The sequence below is a fragment of the Novosphingobium aeonii genome (assembly GCF_052279045.1).
GTDB lineage: Bacteria > Pseudomonadota > Alphaproteobacteria > Sphingomonadales > Sphingomonadaceae > Novosphingobium.
The window spans coordinates 2875674-2897792 of sequence record NZ_CP176832.1; the positions used below are offsets into that span (position 1 = coordinate 2875674).

Annotated in this window: 21 protein-coding genes and 1 other RNA gene; 9 read left to right on the plus strand and 13 right to left on the minus strand. The window is 62.5% G+C overall.

What is annotated here, in order from left to right:
• Positions 1–28 precede the first annotated feature (28 nt).
• Together ACLIMP_RS13830 and ACLIMP_RS13835 are read right to left on the minus strand one after the other, a co-directional pair.
• A complete protein-coding gene (locus tag ACLIMP_RS13830; protein ID WP_324696180.1) occupies positions 29–1288 on the minus strand; it encodes a hypothetical protein in 1260 nt (419 codons plus the stop codon).
• Entirely contained in the window at positions 1285–2718 is a 1434-nt protein-coding gene (locus tag ACLIMP_RS13835) for a glycosyl transferase family protein (protein ID WP_443477910.1), read from the minus strand. The genes ACLIMP_RS13830 and ACLIMP_RS13835 overlap by 4 nt, the downstream gene beginning before the upstream one ends.
• A 107-nt stretch (positions 2719–2825) precedes the next feature.
• Between ACLIMP_RS13835 and nhaA the strand changes: the two genes are divergently transcribed.
• Positions 2826–4013 (plus strand): Na+/H+ antiporter NhaA, encoded by a 1188-nt coding sequence (gene nhaA, locus ACLIMP_RS13840; protein ID WP_420719885.1) that lies wholly within the window; start codon positions 2826–2828, stop codon positions 4011–4013.
• A gap of 39 nt (positions 4014–4052) precedes the next feature.
• Here the strand turns inward: nhaA and ACLIMP_RS13845 are convergent, their stop codons facing one another.
• Positions 4053–4481, minus strand: a complete 429-nt coding sequence (locus ACLIMP_RS13845; RefSeq protein ID WP_054440621.1) for a VOC family protein — start codon at positions 4479–4481, stop codon at positions 4053–4055.
• 94 nt (positions 4482–4575) lie between these two features.
• On the opposite strand from ACLIMP_RS13845, the gene ACLIMP_RS13850 reads away from it, so the two are divergent.
• Positions 4576–5334 (plus strand): SIMPL domain-containing protein, encoded by a 759-nt coding sequence (locus ACLIMP_RS13850; RefSeq protein WP_443477911.1) that lies wholly within the window; start codon positions 4576–4578, stop codon positions 5332–5334.
• A gap of 84 nt (positions 5335–5418) precedes the next feature.
• On the opposite strand, the gene ACLIMP_RS13855 is transcribed toward ACLIMP_RS13850, so the two are convergent.
• Positions 5419–6231, minus strand: coding sequence for a TorF family putative porin (locus tag ACLIMP_RS13855; RefSeq protein ID WP_054440702.1), 813 nt, complete (start codon positions 6229–6231; stop codon positions 5419–5421).
• 294 nt (positions 6232–6525) lie between these two features.
• Here ACLIMP_RS13855 and ACLIMP_RS13860 point away from each other — a divergent pair, with 294 nt between their 5' ends.
• The gene (locus ACLIMP_RS13860) at positions 6526–7320 is read left to right on the plus strand and encodes a metallophosphoesterase (RefSeq protein ID WP_185996962.1); all 795 of its coding nucleotides are present in this window, start codon (positions 6526–6528) and stop codon (positions 7318–7320) included.
• A gap of 21 nt (positions 7321–7341) precedes the next feature.
• On the opposite strand, the gene rnpB is transcribed toward ACLIMP_RS13860, so the two are convergent.
• The 4 genes from rnpB to ACLIMP_RS13880 all read right to left on the minus strand — a co-directional run bounded on the left by rnpB (position 7342) and on the right by ACLIMP_RS13880 (position 9622).
• An RNA gene (rnpB, locus tag ACLIMP_RS13865) (RNase P RNA component class A) lies at positions 7342–7800 on the minus strand.
• A 9-nt stretch (positions 7801–7809) separates the two neighbouring features.
• Positions 7810–8514: an N-acetylmuramoyl-L-alanine amidase gene (locus tag ACLIMP_RS13870; RefSeq protein ID WP_054440627.1), complete on the minus strand. Its 705-nt coding sequence runs from the start codon at positions 8512–8514 to the stop codon at positions 7810–7812.
• A gap of 18 nt (positions 8515–8532) precedes the next feature.
• A complete protein-coding gene (locus ACLIMP_RS13875; RefSeq protein WP_054440630.1) occupies positions 8533–9174 on the minus strand; it encodes a histidine phosphotransferase family protein in 642 nt (213 codons plus the stop codon).
• Positions 9175–9229: 55 nt separating this feature from the next.
• On the minus strand, positions 9230–9622 hold the full coding sequence (locus ACLIMP_RS13880; protein WP_324696192.1) for a M67 family metallopeptidase: 393 nt from the start codon (positions 9620–9622) through the stop codon (positions 9230–9232).
• 18 nt (positions 9623–9640) lie between these two features.
• On the opposite strand from ACLIMP_RS13880, the gene ACLIMP_RS13885 reads away from it, so the two are divergent.
• Entirely contained in the window at positions 9641–10585 is a 945-nt protein-coding gene (locus ACLIMP_RS13885) for an RluA family pseudouridine synthase (protein ID WP_443477912.1), read from the plus strand.
• Positions 10586–10679: 94 nt separating this feature from the next.
• Positions 10680–11582 (plus strand): RNA polymerase sigma factor RpoH, encoded by a 903-nt coding sequence (gene rpoH / locus ACLIMP_RS13890; protein ID WP_132469330.1) that lies wholly within the window; start codon positions 10680–10682, stop codon positions 11580–11582.
• An 88-nt stretch (positions 11583–11670) separates the two neighbouring features.
• On the opposite strand, the gene ACLIMP_RS13895 is transcribed toward rpoH, so the two are convergent.
• A complete protein-coding gene (locus ACLIMP_RS13895) occupies positions 11671–12705 on the minus strand; it encodes a patatin-like phospholipase family protein (protein WP_324696195.1) in 1035 nt (344 codons plus the stop codon).
• Between the two features lie 110 nt (positions 12706–12815).
• Positions 12816–13565, minus strand: coding sequence for an SDR family oxidoreductase (locus ACLIMP_RS13900; protein WP_054440640.1), 750 nt, complete (start codon positions 13563–13565; stop codon positions 12816–12818).
• Between the two features lie 102 nt (positions 13566–13667).
• Here ACLIMP_RS13900 and ACLIMP_RS13905 point away from each other — a divergent pair, with 102 nt between their 5' ends.
• The gene (locus ACLIMP_RS13905; protein WP_054440643.1) at positions 13668–14048 is read left to right on the plus strand and encodes a winged helix-turn-helix transcriptional regulator; all 381 of its coding nucleotides are present in this window, start codon (positions 13668–13670) and stop codon (positions 14046–14048) included.
• Between the two features lie 103 nt (positions 14049–14151).
• A complete protein-coding gene (gene mtgA, locus ACLIMP_RS13910; protein ID WP_054440704.1) occupies positions 14152–14817 on the plus strand; it encodes a monofunctional biosynthetic peptidoglycan transglycosylase in 666 nt (221 codons plus the stop codon).
• Between the two features lie 350 nt (positions 14818–15167).
• On the opposite strand, the gene ACLIMP_RS13915 is transcribed toward mtgA, so the two are convergent.
• Positions 15168–17657 (minus strand): TonB-dependent receptor, encoded by a 2490-nt coding sequence (locus ACLIMP_RS13915; RefSeq protein ID WP_324696198.1) that lies wholly within the window; start codon positions 17655–17657, stop codon positions 15168–15170.
• 356 nt (positions 17658–18013) lie between these two features.
• On the opposite strand from ACLIMP_RS13915, the gene ACLIMP_RS13920 reads away from it, so the two are divergent.
• Positions 18014–19003, plus strand: a complete 990-nt coding sequence (locus ACLIMP_RS13920; RefSeq protein ID WP_324696199.1) for a cation diffusion facilitator family transporter — start codon at positions 18014–18016, stop codon at positions 19001–19003.
• Here the strand turns inward: ACLIMP_RS13920 and ACLIMP_RS13925 are convergent.
• On the minus strand, positions 19000–19854 hold the full coding sequence (locus ACLIMP_RS13925) for a VOC family protein (protein ID WP_324696200.1): 855 nt from the start codon (positions 19852–19854) through the stop codon (positions 19000–19002). The genes ACLIMP_RS13920 and ACLIMP_RS13925 overlap by 4 nt on opposite strands.
• Before the next feature lie 161 nt (positions 19855–20015).
• On the opposite strand from ACLIMP_RS13925, the gene ACLIMP_RS13930 reads away from it, so the two are divergent.
• Entirely contained in the window at positions 20016–20582 is a 567-nt protein-coding gene (locus ACLIMP_RS13930; protein WP_324696202.1) for a nuclear transport factor 2 family protein, read from the plus strand.
• A gap of 129 nt (positions 20583–20711) precedes the next feature.
• On the opposite strand, the gene clpX is transcribed toward ACLIMP_RS13930, so the two are convergent.
• Entirely contained in the window at positions 20712–21974 is a 1263-nt protein-coding gene (clpX, locus tag ACLIMP_RS13935) for an ATP-dependent Clp protease ATP-binding subunit ClpX (RefSeq protein WP_054440653.1), read from the minus strand.
• Positions 21975–22119 lie beyond the last annotated feature (145 nt).

Sequence of the window (22119 nt, forward strand, 5' to 3'; positions counted from 1 at the left end):
CAGCATCAAGTCCGAGGAAAGCCGGGAATCAGAAACCTGCGGATAGAGTCAGCGCAGGCCCCGAACCCGGCTGCGCATCTCCGATGACACGAAACCGCCAATCGACGGCTAGGCGGCCGAAAGTCCCTCTGCCAAGCGGGAATGCAACCGCTGCCGATGGCCCTGCATCAAGCCGCCCGGCCCCTCTCTGCGCGCCGCCCCACAGACCGGCACCGACTCTCGTCTCAACCGGTCCGAGCTGCAGCAGACGGCGATCCACACGGACTTGCCCGTCAGCAAAGGGCGTGGCGAACTTCCCCGCGACATAGCCTGCCTGCAGGTAGGCCTCTCCGCGAAAATCGGCAGGCATCCTGAAAGTCGGAAATTCGGTTACCGCCATTACCACGGGCTGAAGTCGCCGCCGCCCGGCCTGCTCCGTCAGCCTTCCCTCGACTGCGCCGATCACAGGAATTGACGGAAAAGGCCGCGCGGAAAATCCGACTGCGGCAGCGGTTTCCCGCATCTGCTGTCCCAGGGTTGACGTCGTTCGCATATAGATGACCGGATTGTAGCGTGCGCGCATGGCGAGTCTGTAGCGCAGCACGGCGCCCGCCTGACTTGCCCCGTAAGTCGCGGGCATGGCGCCGATCACCAGCGGCCCCGAGCCCCCTTTGCGCATGAGCGCCCAACTGTCGGCCGACCAGCGCCGGGGCTTGAGCTGGCTTGCGATCGGCCCTGTCGCAACCGAACCGGACGGATAGGGCTGGGCGGCGAAGCTCGAAAGCGAGGAAAATCCGGCAGGAAGTCCTTCTCGCCGATCGAACGTCAGTCCGCCCTCGCCATGATCCGCTGGGAACTGCTGCCCTGTCGGGTAACGATCGGTCAGGCGGTCAATGCCATACCAACCGCCGGGTTCGGCCGAGTTCCCGTTAGGACCGTACCATGCACCGCGAGGGTCGATTGCTGACGATCTCGGTCGGCGGCGCGAAGCCGGCCATAATGCCTGAAAGTACCCGTTACTCGGCTGAACCATGCCCGCAGGCATATAGCCGAACGCGTCCGGCCCGTATCCATTGCCCGAATAGTAGTCCTGATCACTCAGTGGCGGGCTCTGCGGTCCGGCTTTCTGGTCGAGGAAGAAGCCCCCTTCCGTCTGCGGCCCTGGTACGGCAGCCTCTGCCTGCTGGGCCGCAGGCGATGCAAGCTGCAAGGGCGATTCCCATGTCGAGATCCGGCCTCCGGCCCACCCTGCAAGAACCGCGAGCAGAGCCACCAGCGGCTGCCCGCGAACGCGCGTCGAGGCACTCACAGGACCGGCCCTCCGGCTACCGACATCGCGGCCGGGTGCGCATCGTGGCGGGTCTTGTCCCAGACGATCATTCCGCCGTTCAGCGTGCGTATGTAGGATGCCAGGGCCCTTTGCCCGGCGAAGATGGCGATCAGGTTCGCCACGGGAATGCGCAGTATCGCGCAGACACCTTCCCACGCACCATACTCGCGCGCGGTAAAGCCTGCACGCACGCCGCAACGCCAGACGAAACTGGCCAGGCAGATGGTCAGTACCGGGTTCAGCGACTTCGGGACGGGTATCTCATCCGCCAATCCCGCCACCCGCACGATCCCGAGCAGCAGTTCGACAATGAGCAGCGCATAGCTGCTGGCGAGCACGATTGCCGTCAGCGGGCCGCGGCGATCGCGCATCGCCATCCAGGCATCGGCAAGCTTGCCCACGCGCCCCGGACGGCGCCATGCGAGACGGCTCCAGCCAAGGCGATCCCACCCCTGAAAGGCAATTCCGTGGACCCAGCGCGTCTTCTGCCGGATCGAATCCTCGAAAGTCGCGGGGAAATAAGCCCTCGTGGCGACGAGTTGCCCCTTCTCATCCCGGACACGCAGGAACCGGGCACGGCCGCCTTCCCGCCAGACGAGAACACCCAGTTCATAATCCTCGGTCAGGCACTCGGCAGCGAAAGGTCCGGCGCTGCCTTCAGCCCGGCGCCGACGCGTGATCCGCTCCAGGATATCCCGAGCAAAGCCGCAGCCGACGCCGGCTGCCGGCACCGCCGCGCCCAGCACATCCCGGACCACCAGTGATTTCGCATGAGCCTCGGTGAATTCGTCCAGATAATGGCCACCGACCCATCGCGACCTGACCTGCGGCTCGGGCCGGACCGGCAATTGAATGAAATCAGCCTTGGCGAGCGCCCCGTCGACAACGGCCAACTCCGCGGGATGCACCATGTCCTCGGAATCGTGGAGCAGCACGCTGCGGTAGCGGCATCCGCGACGTCGCTCATCCTCGCACAGCGCATGATAGAGCCGGTTCAGGCAATCCGCCTTGGTAGTCGGGCCTTCGCGGTCATGAATGATGACCCTGACGCGGTTGTCACCCCCCGCCCCCGACATCGCGGCCGCGACTGTCGCGGAATCGTTGCCATAACAACCGATGTAGAGCGTGAAACCGGTTTGCCGCCACGCGGAAAGGGCATGGCGGATAGTATGGGCGATGACCTGTTCTTCCTGCCAGCAAGCGATAAGAACCGCAGCATGTCCCTTCAACGGCGCCCGGCTGACCTCGAGGGAAATCCGGCCCGTACTCGCCCGGCCGGACAGTCTGAACCAGGCCCAGCAGCAATCCACGGCCATTTCATCGACCGTACCGACCAGAACCCAGAAGGCAGCGAACAACAAAAGCTCCTGCTCAACCAGATGCAGGCAATAAATTCCTTGCTGAAACATGCCCGCCGGTTCCACGGTGCCCCTCCTTGGAATCAGAATTACCGGACCTCTTCTCAGGCAGGTCCATGCCTCCCGGCGATGCCTGGAACTCACTCACGACATGGTTTATGAGAATGGATAGACATTACGCCAATGAATTGGCGCGCCGTTTCATAAAGTTAATGGGCGGTGAAGCAGGTTCAGGCATCCTACTGATCATCATGGCCGTACTGGCGATGTCCGCCGCGAACTCACCTCTGAGTGATGGCTATCACGCCCTTTTCCATCATGAGCTTCCCTGGACTCCAATCTCCAGGCTCACTTCTGTTCATGCATGGATCAACGACGCACTGATGGCCTTGTTCTTCTTTGTGGTCGGATTGGAAATAAAGCGCGAGGTTCTCGGCGGTGAACTGTCGAGCCCCGAAAAGCGCCGCCTGCCGGTACTCGCCGCGGCGGCAGGCATGGCGATGCCCGCGCTGATCTACCTCATTACCGCCGGAACCCAACAACCCGAACAGAGGGGCTGGGCCATCCCTGCCGCCACGGACATCGCCTTTGCCGTAGGAGTGCTAGGACTGCTTGGCCGGCGGGTACCATCCTCGCTGAGGCTGTTCCTGCTGACGGTCGCGATCGTCGACGATCTGGGCGCTGTCATTATCATTGCGCTGTTCTATACCGCGCAGATCGAACTGGGTTGGGCGCTGGCCGCGATCGGCCTGTTCGCAGCGCTTCTCGCAGTCAATCGCGCACGCATCCAGTTCATCAGCCTCTATCTGGCGCTCGGCCTGGGCCTGTGGTTCTGCGTGCTCAACTCCGGCATTCACGCGACGATCGCCGGGGTTCTCTTCGCCTTCACGATCCCGCTGCGAACACAGCACGGAGACAGCATGCTGCTGCGCCTCGAACACGCGCTGGCGCCATGGATCGGCTATCTCGTGGTGCCTGTGTTCGGTTTTGCCAATGCCGGCGTGGCACTGGCCGGAATCGGCATGGCAGGACTGTTCGCCCCGGTGCCCCTGGGCATTGGCCTGGGCCTTTTCATCGGCAAGCAAGCGGGCGTATTCGCGGCGATCTATCTGGCGCACCGCCTGGGCATCGCCCCGCGCCCCGCCGGTGCAAGCTGGCTGCAACTCTGGGGGACGGCAGTATTGTGCGGCATCGGGTTCACCATGAGCCTGTTCATCGGCGCCCTCGCCTTCCCGACTACGCCTCTGCTCGTGGATGAAGCCAAGCTGGGTGTGCTGGCAGGATCGCTGGCCTCTTCCCTTCTGGGCTTCGTGATCCTGCGATTCGCGAAAGCGCCCTCGGCCTGATCCCTGCCCGCCCACCTGACGGGCAGGGATCAGGCCCAATTACCAGACGCCGACGTTCGGCATCGACGCCCATGGCTCGGCGGGATCCAGCCGGCCATCCTGCAACAGTTCGACGGAAATGCCGTCCGGCGTGCGCACGAACGCCATGTGACCGTCGCGAGGCGGACGATTGATGACCACGCCTGCGTCGGCCAAGGTCTGGCAGGTGGCGTAGATATCGTCGACCTGGAACGCGAGATGCCCGAAGTTGCGCCCGCCCGAATACTCCTCGGCGGAACCATCCTCGGCCGGCCAGTTATACGTCAGCTCGACCTCGGATTCCTCGCCCGGAACTGCAAGATAGATCAGCGTGAAGCGCCCCTGCTCGCTTGAAAAACGCCGGGTTTCCTGAAGGCCGATCAGTTCGAAGAAGCGGATCGTGGCTTCCGGATCGCTTACGCGGATCATGGTGTGGAGATATTTGGTCACGGGCATTCCTTCAATTCATCGCATGTAGAGAACGGTTCATGGACGATACAGCCGTCTGACGGCATGTTCCGAGGGACTTCAGGGAGAAGCTGCGATGACCGACGATAGCCCAGAGAGCCCTCATCACTCTACCACCTTCTTGGCCGAATCCGCTACCAGACGATGGCTTCTCGCCTCGACCATCCTGGCCATCGGCGTTGTCGCTGGCGGCTATCTGCTGGGAGACGGCCTGAAGCGCGCGCACCGGGCAGACCGCTCCGTTACCGTGCGGGGCCTGGCGGAGCGGGACGTCACCGCCGACCTCGCCACCTGGACGATCGCCTACTCGGCCACCGCCAACGACCTTGCCGGAGCGCAGGCGAGCGTCGAGAATGATACGGCGCAGATTCGCACCTTCTTCAAGGAACTCGGCTTTCCCGCAGATGCCATCCAGCCGACGGGCGCCAATGTCTCGCAGTCCAAGGACAACAACGGCATCGCGAGCTTCACCGTCCGTCAGCGGATGACCTTGCGCAGTCAGGACATCAAGCGTGCGCAGGACGCGGTAAGACGTCAGTTCGAACTCGTTCGGCGCGGCGTCATTCTCGAAGAAGGTTCGGGGATGGCCTATAGATTCACCAAGCTCAACGACATCAAGCCGCCCATGGTCGCTGCTGCCACCAAGGACGCACGGTCCGCCGCGGAGCAGTTTGCCAATGACAGCGGGGCGGAAGTCGGCTCCATCAAGGGCGCCACTCAGGGATACTTCACCGTAGAGGCGCGGGATGGCGATTCCGGCGGCGGCTGGGGTGTTTCGGACACGCCCTACAAGAAAGTCCGCGTTGTCACGACGGTGGATTTCTATCTCCGCTGACCGCCTTCTCACAGAGGCACGAAAAACCCGCCCGGAAAGCTCCGGGCGGGTCCTCCTGCAAAACGCGTTAACCTATGCGATGGTTCAGAAGGACGCGGTCAGCGTCGCGACGACAGTGTCGTCCGTGTAGCTGTCAATCGCCGCGCCGCTCACGCCGACGTAGCTGAGGCTGGCGGAAAGCGGGCCGAACAGCGTCATCGAGGCGCCGATCGAATAATCGATGCCGGTCTTGTCGTTGAACGTGCCCGTGCCGGTGCAGTAGTAGCAGGGCGACAGCACGCCGTCAGTGTAGCCGATATGGCCCGAAACGGTCACCGGGGTGTTGGGAATGGCCACGTCGACGTTACCGTAAACGTAGAAGTTGTCCGACTTGTCGCCATTGTTGTCGAGCAGGCCCTTCTGCTTCCAGTCATAGGCCACGCCCACCTTGAGCTTCGCCGGGCCGGCCTGGCCGCTCACCGAGACGTAGGGCTCCCAGTAGTTGGCATCGCCGATCTTGCCGCTCGGATAGACGTAGTAAAGGAGGCCGGCATCGAGCGTGAGGCCCGAGGTCACTTCGCCAGTCCAGCCTGCCATGAGGTCGAGTTCCTGGTCTCCGTAGACCGAACCGTCGCCGATGCCGTCACCGTTGACGTCCACTTCGCTGCTGTGAAGCGACGACGACCAGATACCGGCATAGAAGCCGCTCTGATGCGAAACCGTAATGCCGCCCTGGACCGCAAGATCGCCCCCCGAGAGCGAAACGCCGCGGAATCGATAGTCGCTGGTCAGCGCGACGTTGCCGGTAACGGTGATTTCCGAGGGGGCGTCCGCCTCGTCTGCGAAAGCCGGAGTTGCTGCGAGTGCAGTACCCGCAAGAAGAGAGGCGGCGATAGCGCCACGGACGGACATAAGCATGGTCATTCCCTCACTAAATTCTTCTTTGGTGTCTCGTCCCAGCCTGCTCCGCCGCCTCGATCCTCTTCCCGGGCCCGATTGCGGCAGCACAATATTGCTGCACCGCACCAACCAACGGCACAAGAAAAATTTCAGATGGGCAACATTCGGGCAATGTTGTGTGGACTTTTTGCCACTGCCCGCTTGGCGGTCATGATTGCGACCGCATCAGGCACGGTCCGGCCCATGCGGAATCCTCCCTGCCGCCTGTTCCTTGTTTGTTAATGTTCGTCTTCGTAATAGAGCGGGTATCTAATGCTTGCGAAAATCAGAAATCTCCTGAGCCGGCCCGCCGAAGTGCGGCTTCCTCACATCCCTCCGGGACAACGTGCTTATGCCGTGGGCGATATCCACGGCCGACTCGACCTGTTCGAGCAGTTGATCGACGCGATCGAGCGCGACAACGCCGGCCGCGACAGTTCACAAAGCATCGTGGTTCTGCTGGGCGACCTGATCGACCGTGGCCCGGCGAGCGCCGGCGTCATTGCGCGCGCCCGGCAATGGGCCAGCAAGCGCCGCGTCGAATTCATCCAGGGCAATCACGAGGAAATGCTTCTGGTGGCGGCGCGCAAGCTCGATGCCTTCCGCAGTTTCCTGAAGTTCGGCGGCCGCGAGACGATCCTTTCCTACGGCCTCGATCCGGCCTTCGTCATGGAAGCCGAACTGGAAGATCTTCAACGCGCCATGATCGAGGTCATCCCGCAGGACGATTTCGACTTCATCGACAGCTTCCAGAAGATGGTGCGGCTTGGCGACTATCTGTTCGTCCATGCCGGGATTCGCCCGGATACTCCGCTGGAGCACCAACTGGGTCACGACTGCCGCTGGATTCGCGAGCCCTTCCTCAGCCACAATGGCGAGTTCGGGGCCTTCATCGTCCACGGCCACACCATCACCGAGGAACCGGAAATGCGGGCCAATCGCGTGGGCATCGACACGGGCGCCTATGTGCATGGGCGGCTCACGGCTATCGGACTTCAGGGCAGCGAGCGCTGGTTCATCCAGGCGTGCGAAAACGAGAGCGGAATCTCCGTCCAAGTCGCGGCCTGACCCGCCCCGCAAGGGGAGAAACGCACCGGGGAGCCTGTAAGCCGGGTTCTGTTCCTGGCGTGGTCTCCCCAAGGAGGGACCTTACGCCGCGGCGGCAGCCATTCCTCTAGGCGACGCATTGCTGCGCCGCTCAAGCGACCAACCCGGGCTGCCTGGGTCCGAAACAGACCCGCCGCCGCTCTACTTTCGTAGCGTGGACAGCGCGCAGCCCCTATTCGGTCTTGCTCCGAGTGGGGTTTGCCATGCCGCTTTCCGTTACCGGAAGCGCGGTGCGCTCTTACCGCACCCTTTCACCCTTACCTGCCATTCAGGGGCGAACCCTGCGAGGCGAGGCGGTCTGCTCTCTGTGGCACTTTCCCTAAGCTTCGCCGGGCCTGAAAACCCGACTCGCCCGGCGGGCATTACCCGCCACCCTTGTTTCGTGGAGCCCGGACTTTCCTCGCGCGTCAAGAAGACGCCCGCGGCTGCCCGGCTCCCCGGTGCGAGCGGTCACCTAGCACGGCCGGTGTCACGCTCCAACAGGAGTTCCAACAGAATTGCGCCGATTTCTCCATCGATCTCGCCATCGATCAATTCCGGACGCCAACGCCGCTGAAACGCCGTAACCGCGGCGCGGCCATCGGTGATGTCATAACCGAAGCGTTCGAGGGCGAGATAGAAAGCGCCAGGGTTGTCGTAGAAGAGGTTCATCTTCGCCGCCGGGATCTCCAGCGCGAGCCCGAGTTCGCCCAGCCTCGCCCAGTCGAAGTACTCGCCGGGGTCCTGCTTGCGGGCAGGCGCGATATCGGAGTGGCCGACCACATTGGCGCGAGGAACGTCGTGACGGTCCATGATGTCCGCCAGAAGCGGCAGGAGAGCGTCCATCTGCGGCTCGGGAAATGGGCGATATCCCCATTCATGCCCCGGATTCACCAGTTCGATGCCGATCGAAGCGGAATTCACGTCGGTCACGCCGCGCCAGTATGATCGCCCGGCATGCCATGCCCGGCGATCCTCCGGGACGAGGGAAGTGACCGTGCCCTCCTCGTCGATCATGTAATGCGCGGAGACTTCGGCCTCGGGATCGCACATCCGCTCGAGCGCTTCTTCGGCCGACTTCATGCCGGTATAGTGCAGCACGACCATCGAGATCGGCAGCTTGCGCTCGTTGCAGTTCGGCGACCTGACGATGCGATTGACCAACCATCGGTTCATCGTCCTGCCTCCTTCCGATCAGGCCCCCGGCAACACGGCGCCAAGCACGAGAGCATCTTCCGCCAGGGCATATTGCAGGCGGCCACCCTGACTGTGCGCCAGTTGCTGGATCATCGCGGCAGGCGCCGTCCGGCTCGAAAGATCGCCCTCGGGCAGCGCCCCTTCAAGGGCGCGGCCGATATCGCGGTCGAAGGCGATGCGCGGCCCGACGGCGCGCACCACGATCTCGCTGACGCCGTCGCGAAATTCGGCGGCCAGTTCCAGCGTACCGCCGCGCGGCAGCGCCTCGATGCCGATCAGGCCGAAATTCAGCAGCGTCTTGACCGCAGGCTTGGGCAGCATTTCGCTTGCGAGCGCCCAATTCAGCACGATGCGGGCATTGTTGGCAACGAGCGCATCGATCAGCGCGCGGGCCTCACTGACGGGAACCATGTCGCCAAAGCCACCTGCAGCGCCAAAGGCGAGGCGGAAAAACTTCAGCTTGTCCGCCGAAATCCGAGCGCTCTGGTCGAGCAGTTCGAAGCAGCGCTGGCGCATCTCCGGGTCCTTCTCATCCGCCAGCAGCTCCAACCCGTTGGTCAGCGCGCCCACCGGACTGAGCATGTCATGGCACAGTCGCGAACACAGCAGGCTGGCAAGTTCGAGCGAGCTCGTCGTCATGGATCGAGGACTTCCCTTTGCAGTAATCATTCAAGTTCAGGCCGTTGCCGAACGTTCATCCGACAATACGGCATGGTATCGGCGCAAATCCATTCCCGGTATCGCGCCAGAAAGCAACCTGCCCGCCCGCGATGATCGCCCAAACGCGCGAATCCCCGGTGGAATGTTCGCAATCAGTGGCCGATGGCACGGGATGGCCGACGGGATGGGAATGATAATAGCCCAGCACCTGCGGACCGCCCTGCCTTGCTCCGCGATGGGCGGCGAGCAGAACCGAGGGATCGATCTCGAAATGACGGTTGGGTTCAGCGGCGACATTCGCCGCCGGAATCGCCCGATCGACCCGCATACCCTCGCCCAGGAGCAGGCCGCAGCACTCCTCCGGATGGGCACGTAACGATTCTTCACGCAGTCTTGCGATCACGTCACTTGTCACTTCGACATTCATCCCCAAATCCTACAGGCAATGGGGGCTTACGAAAACATCATCCAGGGTTCGATCGGCAACGATGGCGGCCGGCTGGACAAGGCGCTGGCCGAGGCGAGCGGACTTTCACGCGAGCGCATCAAGGCGCTTATGGCCGAAGGCCGGGTCTCGCTTGCCGGTAAACCGGTTTCGCAGGGCTCGCTCAAGGTGGCCGGAGGCACAGCCTTCGCCATCGATGTGCCGGAAGCCGCCGCCGCCGAGGCGGTGGCGCAGGACATTCCGCTGAGCGTCGTGTTCGAGGACGAGTACCTTATCGTGGTAGACAAGCCGGCGGGGCTGGTCGTGCATCCTGCCGCAGGCAATCTCGACGGCACGCTGGTGAATGCGCTGCTGCATCACTGCCGGGGCCAGCTTTCCGGGATCGGCGGCGTGGCCCGTCCGGGAATCGTCCATAGGATCGACAAGGACACGTCCGGCCTGCTCGTCGTCGCCAAGACCGACAAGGCGCATGAGGGGCTGGCCGCGCAATTCGCCGATCATTCGATCGCACGTGTCTATCGGGCCGTCGTGTCCGGCAGGCCGATTCCGCTGGCGGGCACGGTAACGGGCGCAATCGGCCGGTCCAGTTCCAACCGCAAGAAGATGGCGCTGGTCGAGGATGGTCGCGGCAAGCATGCGGTCACGCATTACAGAACCATAGAATCGCTGAAGACCGCGAGTTTGGTGGAATGCCGCCTGGAGACGGGACGCACGCATCAGGTCCGCGTTCACATGTCGTCAATCGGACATTCGCTAGTGGGGGACCCTGTATATGGTCGTACACCTCCAGCGATTCGTCCGATTCTCCAGCGACTCGGTTTCTCCCGTCAGGCACTTCATGCCGCGGAACTTGGCTTCGTCCATCCCGTTACTGGAGAGAACGTTCATCTCGTCAGCCCGCTTCCCGACGACATGCGGACACTGATCGATGAACTGCGACACTGAAATCGGATAAATGTGCTATCTTGAAAAGGTGGCCCCAAGCTAAGACGCCTCGCAAGGGTCTTCGACCGCGGGCCGACCGGAAAGGACGGATATTGTGAGCAAGGAACGAAATCTCCCGGCGGTGCCGGCACTGGGCGGTGAGCAGAGCCTCAACCGTTACCTGTCCGAGATCCGCAAGTTCCCGCTTCTCGCGCCCGAGCAGGAATACATGCTCGCCAAGCGCTACAAGGAGCATGAGGACCCCGCCGCAGCGGGCCAGCTCGTGACCAGCCATCTTCGCCTCGTCGCGAAGATCGCGATGGGTTACCGCGGCTATGGCCTGCCGGTTTCGGAACTCATTTCCGAAGGCAACATCGGCCTGATGCAGGGCGTGAAGAAGTTCGAACCTGATCGGGGCTTCCGTCTCGCCACTTATGCGATGTGGTGGATCAAGGCTTCGATTCAAGAGTACATCCTGCGTTCGTGGTCTCTCGTGAAGATGGGCACCACCGCCGCGCAGAAGAAGCTGTTCTTCAACTTGCGCCGGATGAAGAAGAATCTCGACGCCTACGAGGATTCCGACCTTCACCCTGACGACGTCGCCAAGATCGCAACCACGCTCGGCGTCTCCGAGCAGGAAGTGGTCAACATGAACCGGCGCATGATGATGGGCGGCGATGCTTCGCTGAACGTCTCCCTGCGCGAGGAAGGCGAAGGCCAATGGCAGGATATCCTTGCGGACGATCGCCCGTTGCAGGACGAAACCGTTGCCGACGCCGAGGAAGCGACCGTTCGCCACGCCATGCTGGTCGAGGCGATGGACGGCCTCAATGAGCGTGAGCGTGACATTCTGATGGAACGCCGCCTGACCGAGGACCCGAAGACGCTCGAAGAGCTGAGCCAGGTCTATCATGTCAGCCGCGAGCGCGTCCGCCAGATCGAGGTGCGCGCTTTCGAAAAGCTGCAAAAGGCGATGAACCGGATCGCCAGCGATCGTAAGCTGCTGCCCGCGGGCTGATCGCCATTTGACGGAAATGCATGACCGGGTCGTCCGCAGGACGGCCCGGTTTTGCTTGTGCCGGCGCCGCTCGATCCCGGATGCAAGGTCAGGTCAGACCGAAACCGAAACGCCCCGCCAGATCGACCGTGCTCTGCTTGCCGAGATGCTTGATCGACGTCTCGCACCAGCGTTTGGCCGCCGCTTCCCCCGCATCGCGCAGCTTGAGCAGAAGATGCCGCACCGGCAGCAGTTTGGTCTGCGCCGGCATCGCCGCCAGTGTCGGCTCGTCATGAATTTCATGTAGGCGCAACCGCTCCACTTGCGCGATGAGTCCCTCGCCAGCCCGGTAATGCCCGATCGACGACTTGAGCAGGAACAGCCCCTGCAACTCCTTGCGCATCGACTGGTTGAAGCCGATCTCGGTTATGCGGTCCACGATCGCGGCGGCATTGCGCGGAGTGTGGTCGCGAAGCTGGGGATTGACGGTAATCAGCAGGAGGTCGTCGTTCGGGCTTTCCCGCACGAGCGGGACGAGCGGCGGGTTGGCGCTGTAGCCACCGTCCCAGTAATCCTTGCCCTCGATCGTCACCGGCGGAAAATACAGCGGCAGACATGCGGAAGCGAGCAAGGCGTCCGCCGTCAGCTCCTCGTTGCGGAAGATCCGCACCGCGCCGCTCTCGGCATGGGTTGCCGAAACGAAGATCCGCGGAGCCTCTTCCTTCGATATCGCAGTGAAATCGACATGATCCTCGATGACCTTGCGGAGGATCTCCTGCATTTCACGGCCCAGTTCCGGCGAGGCATGCGCCATGCCGAGATCACCGAAAACCGTACTCCACCATGAAGACATCGCGCGTGAAGTCTGCGGAAAGGCCTCGATCATGGGGATCAGCGGCCCTGCCTCGCGGCCTGTCCGGTTCAGGTCTTTCCAGAAAGAACGCAGCCGTTCGCGTGCTCCTTCCGGCCCGCCGGAAACGAGACCCGAAACGAGCACTGCCGCATTCATGGCACCGGCACTGGCACCGCTGACCGCACCGAACTGAAGACGTTCATCCTGGAGCAGTGCGTCCAGGACGCCCCAGGTAAAGGCACCGTGGGCGCCGCCTCCTTGCAGCGCAAGGTCGAGAGAGTGAACCGCCATTAGATGTTCTCACCCATGCTGCATCGCAACATGGCCATTCATAGCATCGGTCCGGGTTACTGGCCAGCAAAGGAGCGCCGCCCGGATGGAGTCGGGCGGCGGGGCCATGATTACGCCGGCGACGAATTGAGCGCGGCGAACGTATCGGCATAGCGCCCTTCCGCTTCGGCGTTTCGCAAGAACGCGAGACGCTCGACACCGATCAACTCCGGCGTTGGCACTTTTGCGAAAAGGCCCATCACTTCATCAATGAATGCACCCAGCGGCATGTAACCCTCACGGTCTGACTGCCCCGGCGTCAGTTCCGTCTGCACGGCAGGCGGGGCAAGTTCGATCACCTCGACCTTCCCGGACAGCGCAAAGCGAAGCGAATCGGTCCATGAATGGATGGCCGCCTTGGTCGCAGAGTAAACTGCAGCGCTAGCCAGTGGAACGAAGGCCAGACCCGAACTCACATTGACGATCGCCGCATCCGCCTGTTCGCGAAGATGGCCGATGAAGGCGTCGGTCATGCGGATCGGGCCCAGCAGATTGGTCACGACACAGGCTTCGGCGCGCGAAAGATCACGGGGGACCGAGGTATCCTCCAGCGGCATGACGCCCGCATTGTTGACGAGCACGTTGAGCGCCGGGAATTTCGCCAGCAAGCCTGCCGCAAACGACCTGATCGCTTCCGGATCGGCGACATCCAGCACCACCGGATGGATATTCTCCCGCCCCTTTGCCGTTTCCTCAAGGCTGGCCAGCGTGCGTCCGGTCACGATCACGACATTGCCCGCGTCATGCCAGCGCTGGGCCAGTTCACGACCAATGCCGGTACCGCCGCCGCTGAGAAGAATGGTGTTGCCGCTGATCTTCATGGGAAAGCTCCTGTGACGAGAGATTGCGAAAAGCGATGTAGTCCAATACTCTCTTTTGGAAAGTAGGCACCGGAATGTGCCGTACTCACCTGAAAGTAAGAAATGGAAAATCCGCCTGTCACAAGCTATTCCTCGACACCCGGCGTCGATGCACTCGTAAACGAATTGATCGGGCGCGTCGCCGACAAGTGGACCCTGCTGGTTCTTGAAGCGCTTGAGGAACAAGGCGAATCGCGCTTTACCGCCCTCGCCCGCATCGTGCCGGGCATCAGTCAGAAGATGCTCACGCAAACGCTTCGCCAGATGGAGCGCGACGGCTTCGTCCACCGCACGGTTCACCCCGTCATTCCGCCCCGCGTCGATTATCGCCTCACGCCTTTGGGGCACAGTCTGGGCGAGGCGTTCTGCGGTGTCTGGCTCTGGGCGGAGGCCAACCTCGAAACGGTCTCTTCCGCGCGCGCCGCATTCGACGCGAGGGATTGAACGCGCAGGCATCTTTCCCGCACCGCGCAACCTCGCTAGTCAGGGCCCGGACGGCGGCACTCCCGCGCGCCGGACAATCGGAACGTGGGGCTTCCTTCCTTTGCTGCGCATTCTTGCCAAGACCGTCTTCTGGTTCGTCGCGATCAGCGTGGGGCTGACCGTACTCTATCGCTTCGTGCCCCCTCCGGTGACGGTGACGATGCTGGTCGATGGCAATGGCATCACCAAGGACTGGCAGCCGCTCAGCCGGATAGACCGCAACATGGTCGCCGCCGCGATCGCTGCCGAGGACGGCAAGTTCTGCACGCACAACGGGTTCGACACCGCCGCGATCGAGAAGGCTTTCGAGCGCAACGCCACCGGCGGGCGCCTGCGCGGCGGCTCGACCATCAGCCAGCAGACCGCCAAGAACGTGTTCCTCTGGCAGGGTGACGGCTGGACGCGCTACTTGCGCAAGGGCCTGGAGGTCTGGTTCACCTTCCTGATCGAGAACCTCTGGGACAAACGGCGGATCATGGAGGTCTATCTTAACGTCGCGGAGACCGGAATCGGCACTTACGGCGTAGAGGCCGGCGCCCAGCGGTATTGGGGCAAGTCCGCCTCCAACCTGACGACGACCGAGGCCGGCCGCATGGCCGCCGCCCTGCCCAGCCCCAAGACCCGCAGCGTGAAAAGCCCCTCGGGCTTCACCCGCCGCTACGGCAACACCATCGCCGCACGGATCGGTACCGTGAAGCGCGAAGGCTTCGATTCCTGCGTCTACGAGTAAGCCCTTGGCCAGGGCGCAGGTTGACACGGTTGACACAGTCCTGGGATAAAAAACTCTCCTGCCGCCGTGAGGCAGCCTGACGACCCGTGCCTGCCGGATTCAGGCGCCATTCCCGCGCGCTGATACGACCCAAGGCACCAGCCTCTCCCAGCCACCATCATCGAAAGTTGAGCAAGTGGGCGCTTTGTCATCCGCTCAGGCATAGCGCCCCTGAAGGGATGTAGGAAAGCGTACGCGCACCGCGCCGATCACCGGCGCTTTTCAGGACCATGCTGCCCGGCAACCGCACAAACGAAAGGGGAGGAAGCTTGCGCTTCCTCCCCCGTCGTTTTCAAACCCGGTGGTTTCGATCAGAACTGGAAGTTGATCGAGGCCGAGAAGGTGCGCGGCGCACCGAGGTATGCGAAGGTCGTGTTGGTTGCGACGACGCCAGCATCGTCGAACGAACCGATGTAGTACTTGTCGAACAGGTTCGTCACGTTCGCCTGGAGATAGGTGTCCTTGCCCATGCCCAGGAAGCCGAGGTCCAGACGCGCATCGAGGTTCACAATGGTGTAACCGGGGATCTTTGCAGTCCAGATCTGGTCGCCGGCGCTGTTCACGACGGCGGTGTTCAGGCTGTTGTAGTAGCGCGAACCGGTACGCTTCAGCTCGGTACCGACCGAAAGCGGACCATAGTTGCCTTCGAGACGGCCACCGAAGCTGTAGGACGGCACGCCGCCTTCCATCTTGCCGCCGGTCTCGGCGACCGAGGTTGCACCGGTCGCCACGTCGTCGCGAATGTTCGACCAGAGGTACGAACCGAAGACATAGGCCTTGAAGTGGGTGCTCGGAGCGACGGCGAAGGTGCCGTCGATGCCGTAGCGGTCCACGGTGCCCAGGTTGGTGTAGGTCGTGCGGTCAACCGACGGATCATAAGCCGACGACAGGCGGTTCGAGAACTTCGTGTACCAGCCGCCGAGCGAGGCCTGGATCATGCCGCTGCGATAACGCACGCCGCCGTCGAAGTTGTCCGAGGTTTCGGGCTTCGGCTTAACAACGCCTTCGTCGAAGAAGAAGGAGTTATAGAGGTTGTCCGTACCCGGGACCTGAAGGCCCTTCGAGTAGTTGAAGTACAGGCTTGCGTTCGGCGCGACGTCGAAGGTGAAGCCTGCCTGCGGCAGCACGCGGTTGTAGTTGAACACGCGGTTGTCCGGGCCAGCAAAGCTGGTGTTTGCGTCCAGATTCGCCTGCTGGTCGGTCGTGTTGGTGGTGAAGCAGTTCACGTTGCCGCTCACGCTGGTGGTGAGGCAGTTCTGCGTCAGGTTACGACGGAAGAACGGAACGCGCACGCCAACGGCGACATGCAGACGGTTGTCCACGTAGTCACCCGAGTATTCGCCCGAAACCTGATGCAGGATCGCATAGGAAAGGCGGTCACGCTTCTGAAGGATGTTGCCGTCCACGTCGGTCAGGCCACCCTTCGAGTTGAAGTAGTGCACGGCCTCGCCGTTGGCCTTCAGGAAGCCGACTTCGCCGGTCTGCTGATGGCGGCCACGGTCGTAGGTGTAGGCTACGCGAACGCGGTTGTTGTCGTCGATGTCGTAGCGCAGCGAGGCGACGGCACCGATACGGTTGGTTTCGGTCTGGCTCGGAGCGGAAAGACGCACTGCGTCGCCACGCACGTCGTCACCGCCACCGATGTCGCCGTCGCCGTTGAGGTCAACGCCGCCGAAGTAGGGCGAACCGCCGATGTAGCCCGAAAGGCCAGCAGTGGTGGTGCCTTCATAGCCGATCACGGTGCCGCCACCGTTGGCCGAGGTGTACTGGTAGGAACCGTCGACGCTCAGCGTCAGCTTGTCGCTCAACGTGAAGCGCGAGTTCAGGCGAACGTTCGCGGTCTTCGAGGGGTTGTAACGGTATTCCCAGGCCGAACCGCAGCTGGAGGCCGTATCGGTAACGCCGGCCACGCCTGCAGGAATGGTGCAACGCGCGACTTCATAGGCATCGCGCTGCTTCTTGTTCAGCGGAATGCCGCCGGCCGAGAAGGGGGTTGCCGTGGTCATGGTCCAGTCGGACGTCATGTTGTTGCGGTTGTAGTTGTAGTGGCCGGCCAGCGAGATGAAATCGCCGTTGCTGCCGAGCGGCTGGTAGATCTTCGCGTTGAACTGCGTCTTGTCGATCTTGCCGAAGTTACCATAGAGCGCGTCGTAGGTGTCCTTCGAAGCCGAGAACCAGGCGCGCGTACCCGAAGAGTTCAGGTTGCCGGTGTTGATCAGGCCGAACACGCGCATCTTGTTCTGGTCGCCCACGGTGCCGACCATGCGGGCGCCGAAGTCTTCCGAAGGGTTGATCGAGCGGTAGTTCACCGTCGAACCCGAAGCGGCTGCGGTCGGCGAGTCGACGTCGGTGGTGCCGAGGTTGACGTTGACCTGCTCGATCAGTTCGGGGTCAAGCTGCTGGTTCGAATAGAGCGCGTAGCCGCCCGTATCGTTCAGCGGCAGGCCGTCGAAGGTCTGCGAGATGCGCGTGTCGTCGAAACCGCGGATCATCAGGTTACCGCCCGAAGAGCCGAAACCGTCATAGTTCTGGAAGTTGACGCCGGGGATCAGGTTGATCGTTTCGTTGATCGTCTGCCCGGGGGTGCCACGCGAGATCAGTTCCTGTGTCAGGACCTGCTTCGCCTTCGGAGAATCGGGGATCTCGATACCGGCGACGCCACGGTCGGTGCTGCCGGAAACGACGATCTCGTTATCGAAGTCCTGCGAACCGGTCGACTGGGCGAAGGCGGGAGCCGCCAGGAATGCGACGCCAACGGCAAGCGTGCTGGTCGCGGTGGAGAGAATCGATTGGAACTTCATTTTAGCCCCCTGAGCTTTTCAGAATGGGTTTGCGCGAAAATGCGGAGAGGTTGCCCCGCCGCAGGATTGCTGCGGCTGCTAAGAGCAGGGCAATATGACAATCTTCTGACGCACGGGATTCATTTCTGATCCGCAACGCGCAATTTTCTGACGTGATGAGAGTTAATTTGTCACAGACAGCATTTTATCACATATATTCAATATCTTAAACGCCAATATGACGATTTGCGGTGCGGCATAAATGTCACGTCACAGCAGATCCCGGTCCGTGCTGCGAAAGCGGGACGAGTCGAGCGATCCGTGTAATGATACGTCATAGCTTGCTGATAAGGCCCTGAGCATGCGAAGCCATCGCCATGGGAACCGCGCATAATCACCACGCTCACGACGATCATGACCATGGCCACGGACATGGCCATGCGCATGGTCACGGCCATTCGCATGGACATCACCACCATGCCCCCCCGGCCCCAGGGGATGCCGGGAAGGCCTTCGCAATTGCGGTAGCGTTGAACGTCGGCTTCGTGATCGCCGAAGGTGCGGCCGGGCTCATCAGCGGCTCGATGGCACTGCTTGCAGACGCCGGGCACAACCTGTCCGACGTCCTCTCACTCCTGCTCGCCTGGGCGGCCAGTGTGCTGGCGGCCCGTCCGCCATCGGAACGGTTCACTTACGGCCTCAAGAGTTCATCCATACTGGCGGCAATTGCCAACGCCGCGCTGCTGTGGGTCGCGATCGGTGCGATCCTGGTCGAAACGGTGCGGCGCTTCGCGGAACCGGCTCCTGTCGGCGGCACGACGATGATCGTGGTTGCCGCGATCGGCATCGCGGTAAATGCGCTGTCGGCGCTCCTCTTCGCCAAGGGCAGCAAGTCCGACCTCAACTTGCGCGCGGCATTCGTCCACCTGATGGCCGATGCCGCCGTATCGGCTGGCGTGGTCATCGCCGGCATCGTCATCATGTTCACCGGCTGGCAACTCGTCGACCCGCTGGCCTCGCTCATCATCACCGCCGTCATCGCCTGGTCGAGCTGGGGCCTCCTGCGCGAATCGCTGCGAATGGGAATGATGGGCGTGCCCGAAAGCATCGACATCGCCGCCGTCCGCACGTTCCTGGAAAGCCAGCCCGGCGTGACGCGCGTCCACGATCTTCACGTCTGGCCGATGAGCACAACCGAAACCGCACTCACCGCGCATCTCGTCATGCCGGGGGCCGAGCGAGGCGACGGCTTCCTCCATGCCCTCAGCCATGATCTTGAGCACCGCTTCGGCATCGGCCACCCGACCGTCCAGATCGAAACCGACCTCGATTCCCCGTGCGCACTGGCGAGCGAGACGGTCGTCTAGCTCACGAATTCATGCCGCGCACCGAGGAAATCGTCTGGGTCGATCGCGAAGCCGGATGAAACGCAGCCGGAATGCGTCAGGCGCAGCTTGAGTTTTTCGGAGAAATGCGACCGGGCCCGCGTTTCATCGGCGATCTTCCAGACCAGCGCGTAGATGCCGTTCTGCTCCTTCGCCAGAAACGCGCCTAGCGGCCCTGCCTCCGCATCGTCCGGTGCGATGAACGCGACCCGCGTGTCACCGACGCGCAGCAGCACGCGCCGCGCCGGCTGCGGCATCGTGGTCCGCGTGTCTTCCAGAACTTCGCCGTCGACGATTTCGGTGAAGAAATGCAGGGCCGAGGCCATGTCTCTCGTTACGCAAGCGATGTGGTCCAGCCCCGTCACGGTGCAGTGGTGCCCTGCCCCGACGCGCGGGTCCCAGTTGCCGCGATCCCACGGATCGTTCGGCATCGGCAGTTCGCAGACTTCCAGAAGCACGCCGCCGGTCGATTCGGGACGGACGAAGAAGAACACGCCATAGTCGCTGGCGACAGTGCACCCGGCCTCGCGGAAGGCCGTGCTGGCTGCCTTGCCGTCCGCCACCTTGATCTCGAACGAATGGAACGCCTGCCCGATCCGCGCGGCCTGCCGGGCATAGGGCTTGGTCAGGTCTTCCGGATGGCGCGGCGCCATCGGCTCCACCATGTGATCCGTCACGTAAAGCAGCACCGCATCGCGGTCTTCGGCAGGGAAGTAGTTTTCCGCGAAGACCAGCCCGCCCAGTGCATCCTGGTAGAGCAATCGGCATGTATAGATGTCGGTGGTCGCATGGATCGTGTGAATGATCCGCGAAACGGCGATACGCCCGGTCAATGGCCCCTCCTCTTCGTTTTGCGGCAGGGTGCGCGGGTGCGCCGCCCATGCCAAGCCGGGCCGCGACAATCGGGTACAATATCGTGATTGCGGCAACGCGGCCGGCGATTAGGAGTTGTCCCTCCAGACGATAGACCTCCGCGACATGGGACACGATCAGGATGACCCGACTTTCCAATTCCCGAATTCTGCTGGCCGCCGCGCTGGGCTGTGCGCTCGTGCCGGGCATCGCCCTGGCGGATACCAAAGGCGACATCGAGGCGCGCTATGAGCAACTTCGCGTCGCCATGGATTCCCGGGAGCCTGCGCAGATCAAGCCATTGCTCGCCGCCGACTTCGTACGCACCGATCTTGGCGGCAACAAGATGTCTGCCGAACAGATGATCGAAGGGCTGACGATGGTTCCGGTGGACCCGGACCGCAAATCAGCCACTACCGTGCAGTCGGTCACGCTCAAGGGCGATGTTGCCGAGGTCGATCAGCAGCAGGTCGCCAGCGACACCCGTGAAGGGCGCGACGGGCAAACGCATACGTTCGGGATGACTTCGATCTCCCACGATACCTGGGTGAAGAGCGAAAAGGGTTGGCTGCTCCGGACGACGGAGACCCAATCGATGACGATTTCCCGTGACGGTACCGTCATGCGCACGATCAACAAGGGCGAGGCGATGGCCCAGGGCCGCCGCGGCAGCATGGGCCCACCGGCCCCAGCCCCGGGAAGCCGCTGATCTGCAGCCCCGCTGCCCCTCCGAAAGGACGGCAGCGGTTCATTTCCAATGAAAAGGCCCGCCCGGAACAACCGGACGGGCCTTTTTCATGAGGGCTGAACTTGAAGAGTTCAAGCCATCGCGACTGCCTCAGGCAGCCGCTTCGGTCTTGTCGCCCTTGAGCACACGAACGGGTTCCTTGCGGCCTTCGACCACGTCCTTGTCCACAACGACTTCGGCGATGTCGCCTTCGGTCGGCAGGTCGAACATGGTGTCGAGCAGCAGCCCTTCCACGATCGAGCGCAGGCCGCGTGCGCCGGTCTTGCGATCGATGGCCTTCTGGGCAATCGCTTCAAGCGCTTCGTCCGTGAAGGTCAGTTCGACTTCTTCGAGGTCGAACAGTTTCGCGTACTGCTTGATGAGAGCGTTGCGCGGTTCCTTCAGGATCTTGACCAGCGCCTCGATGTCGAGGTCGTTGAGGGTCGCGATGACCGGGAGACGGCCGACGAACTCGGGAATCAGGCCGAACTTGAGCAGATCTTCCGGCTCCGCCTTCTGGAGCAGTTCGCCCACGCGGCGCTTGTCCGGATCGGCGACATGCGCGCCGAAACCGATCGAACGCTTCTGGAGGCGGTCGGCGATGATCTTTTCAAGACCCGCAAAGGCGCCGCCGCAGATGAACAGGATGTTGGTCGTGTCCACCTGCAGGAATTCCTGCTGCGGGTGCTTGCGGCCGCCCTGCGGCGGAACCGAAGCGGTGGTGCCTTCCATCAGCTTGAGCAGCGCCTGCTGCACGCCTTCGCCCGAAACGTCGCGCGTGATCGACGGATTCTCGGCCTTGCGGCTGATCTTGTCGATTTCGTCGATGTAGACGATGCCGTGCTGCGCCTTCTCGACGTTGTAGTCGGAAGCCTGGAGCAGCTTGAGGATGATGTTCTCCACGTCCTCGCCCACGTAACCGGCTTCGGTCAGCGTGGTGGCGTCGGCCATGGTGAAGGGCACGTCGAACGTCTTGGCGAGCGTCTGCGCGAGCAGCGTCTTGCCCGAACCGGTCGGCCCGACGAGCAGGATGTTCGACTTGGAAAGTTCCACGTCGCCCTGCTTGCCGCTGTGCTTCAGCCGCTTGTAGTGGTTGTGCACCGCTACCGACAGAACGCGCTTGGCACGTTCCTGCCCGATCACGTAGTCGTTCAGCGTCTCGCAGATTTCGCGGGGAGACGGCACGCCGCCGTCCTTCTTGCCCGCGATCCCGGCCTTGGTCTCTTCGCGAATGATGTCGTTGCAAAGCTCGACGCATTCGTCGCAGATGAAGACCGTGGGTCCCGCGATCAGCTTGCGCACTTCGTGCTGCGACTTGCCGCAGAAGCTGCAGTAGAGGGTGCTTTTCGCGTCAGATCCGCTCAATTTCGTCATTTTCCGTCTTTAGGCCCGTTCGAGGCGACTCGTCCAGTCTACCCTGCTCCGGACCGGTTTTGCAATCCTAGGCCGATTCCCTTGCCCCCGTAATCCTTCAAGAGGACTGAAGGGCGGGGTTCGAAGACCCCACCCTTCCGGTCAT

Bases quoted from the DNA above. Each gene is read 5' to 3' on its own strand.
- ACLIMP_RS13880 (WP_324696192.1), bottom strand. From the start codon at position 9,622: ATGAATGTCGAAGTGACAAGTGACGTGATCGCAAGACTGCGTGAAGAA.
- ACLIMP_RS13870 (WP_054440627.1), bottom strand. From the start codon at position 8,514: ATGAACCGATGGTTGGTCAATCGCATCGTCAGGTCGCCGAACTGCAAC.
- ACLIMP_RS13850 (WP_443477911.1), top strand. From the start codon at position 4,576: ATGACCGACGATAGCCCAGAGAGCCCTCATCACTCTACCACCTTCTTG.
- ACLIMP_RS13835 (WP_443477910.1), bottom strand. From the start codon at position 2,718: ATGTTTCAGCAAGGAATTTATTGCCTGCATCTGGTTGAGCAGGAGCTT.
- ACLIMP_RS13930 (WP_324696202.1), top strand. From the start codon at position 20,016: ATGACCCGACTTTCCAATTCCCGAATTCTGCTGGCCGCCGCGCTGGGC.
- ACLIMP_RS13855 (WP_054440702.1), bottom strand. From the start codon at position 6,231: ATGCTTATGTCCGTCCGTGGCGCTATCGCCGCCTCTCTTCTTGCGGGT.
- ACLIMP_RS13915 (WP_324696198.1), bottom strand. From the start codon at position 17,657: ATGAAGTTCCAATCGATTCTCTCCACCGCGACCAGCACGCTTGCCGTT.
- ACLIMP_RS13860 (WP_185996962.1), top strand. From the start codon at position 6,526: ATGCTTGCGAAAATCAGAAATCTCCTGAGCCGGCCCGCCGAAGTGCGG.
- clpX (WP_054440653.1), bottom strand. From the start codon at position 21,974: ATGACGAAATTGAGCGGATCTGACGCGAAAAGCACCCTCTACTGCAGC.
- ACLIMP_RS13905 (WP_054440643.1), top strand. From the start codon at position 13,668: ATGGAAAATCCGCCTGTCACAAGCTATTCCTCGACACCCGGCGTCGAT.
- ACLIMP_RS13875 (WP_054440630.1), bottom strand. From the start codon at position 9,174: ATGACGACGAGCTCGCTCGAACTTGCCAGCCTGCTGTGTTCGCGACTG.
- ACLIMP_RS13895 (WP_324696195.1), bottom strand. From the start codon at position 12,705: ATGGCGGTTCACTCTCTCGACCTTGCGCTGCAAGGAGGCGGCGCCCAC.
- ACLIMP_RS13900 (WP_054440640.1), bottom strand. From the start codon at position 13,565: ATGAAGATCAGCGGCAACACCATTCTTCTCAGCGGCGGCGGTACCGGC.
- ACLIMP_RS13920 (WP_324696199.1), top strand. From the start codon at position 18,014: ATGGGAACCGCGCATAATCACCACGCTCACGACGATCATGACCATGGC.
- ACLIMP_RS13885 (WP_443477912.1), top strand. From the start codon at position 9,641: ATGGGGGCTTACGAAAACATCATCCAGGGTTCGATCGGCAACGATGGC.
- nhaA (WP_420719885.1), top strand. From the start codon at position 2,826: ATGAGAATGGATAGACATTACGCCAATGAATTGGCGCGCCGTTTCATA.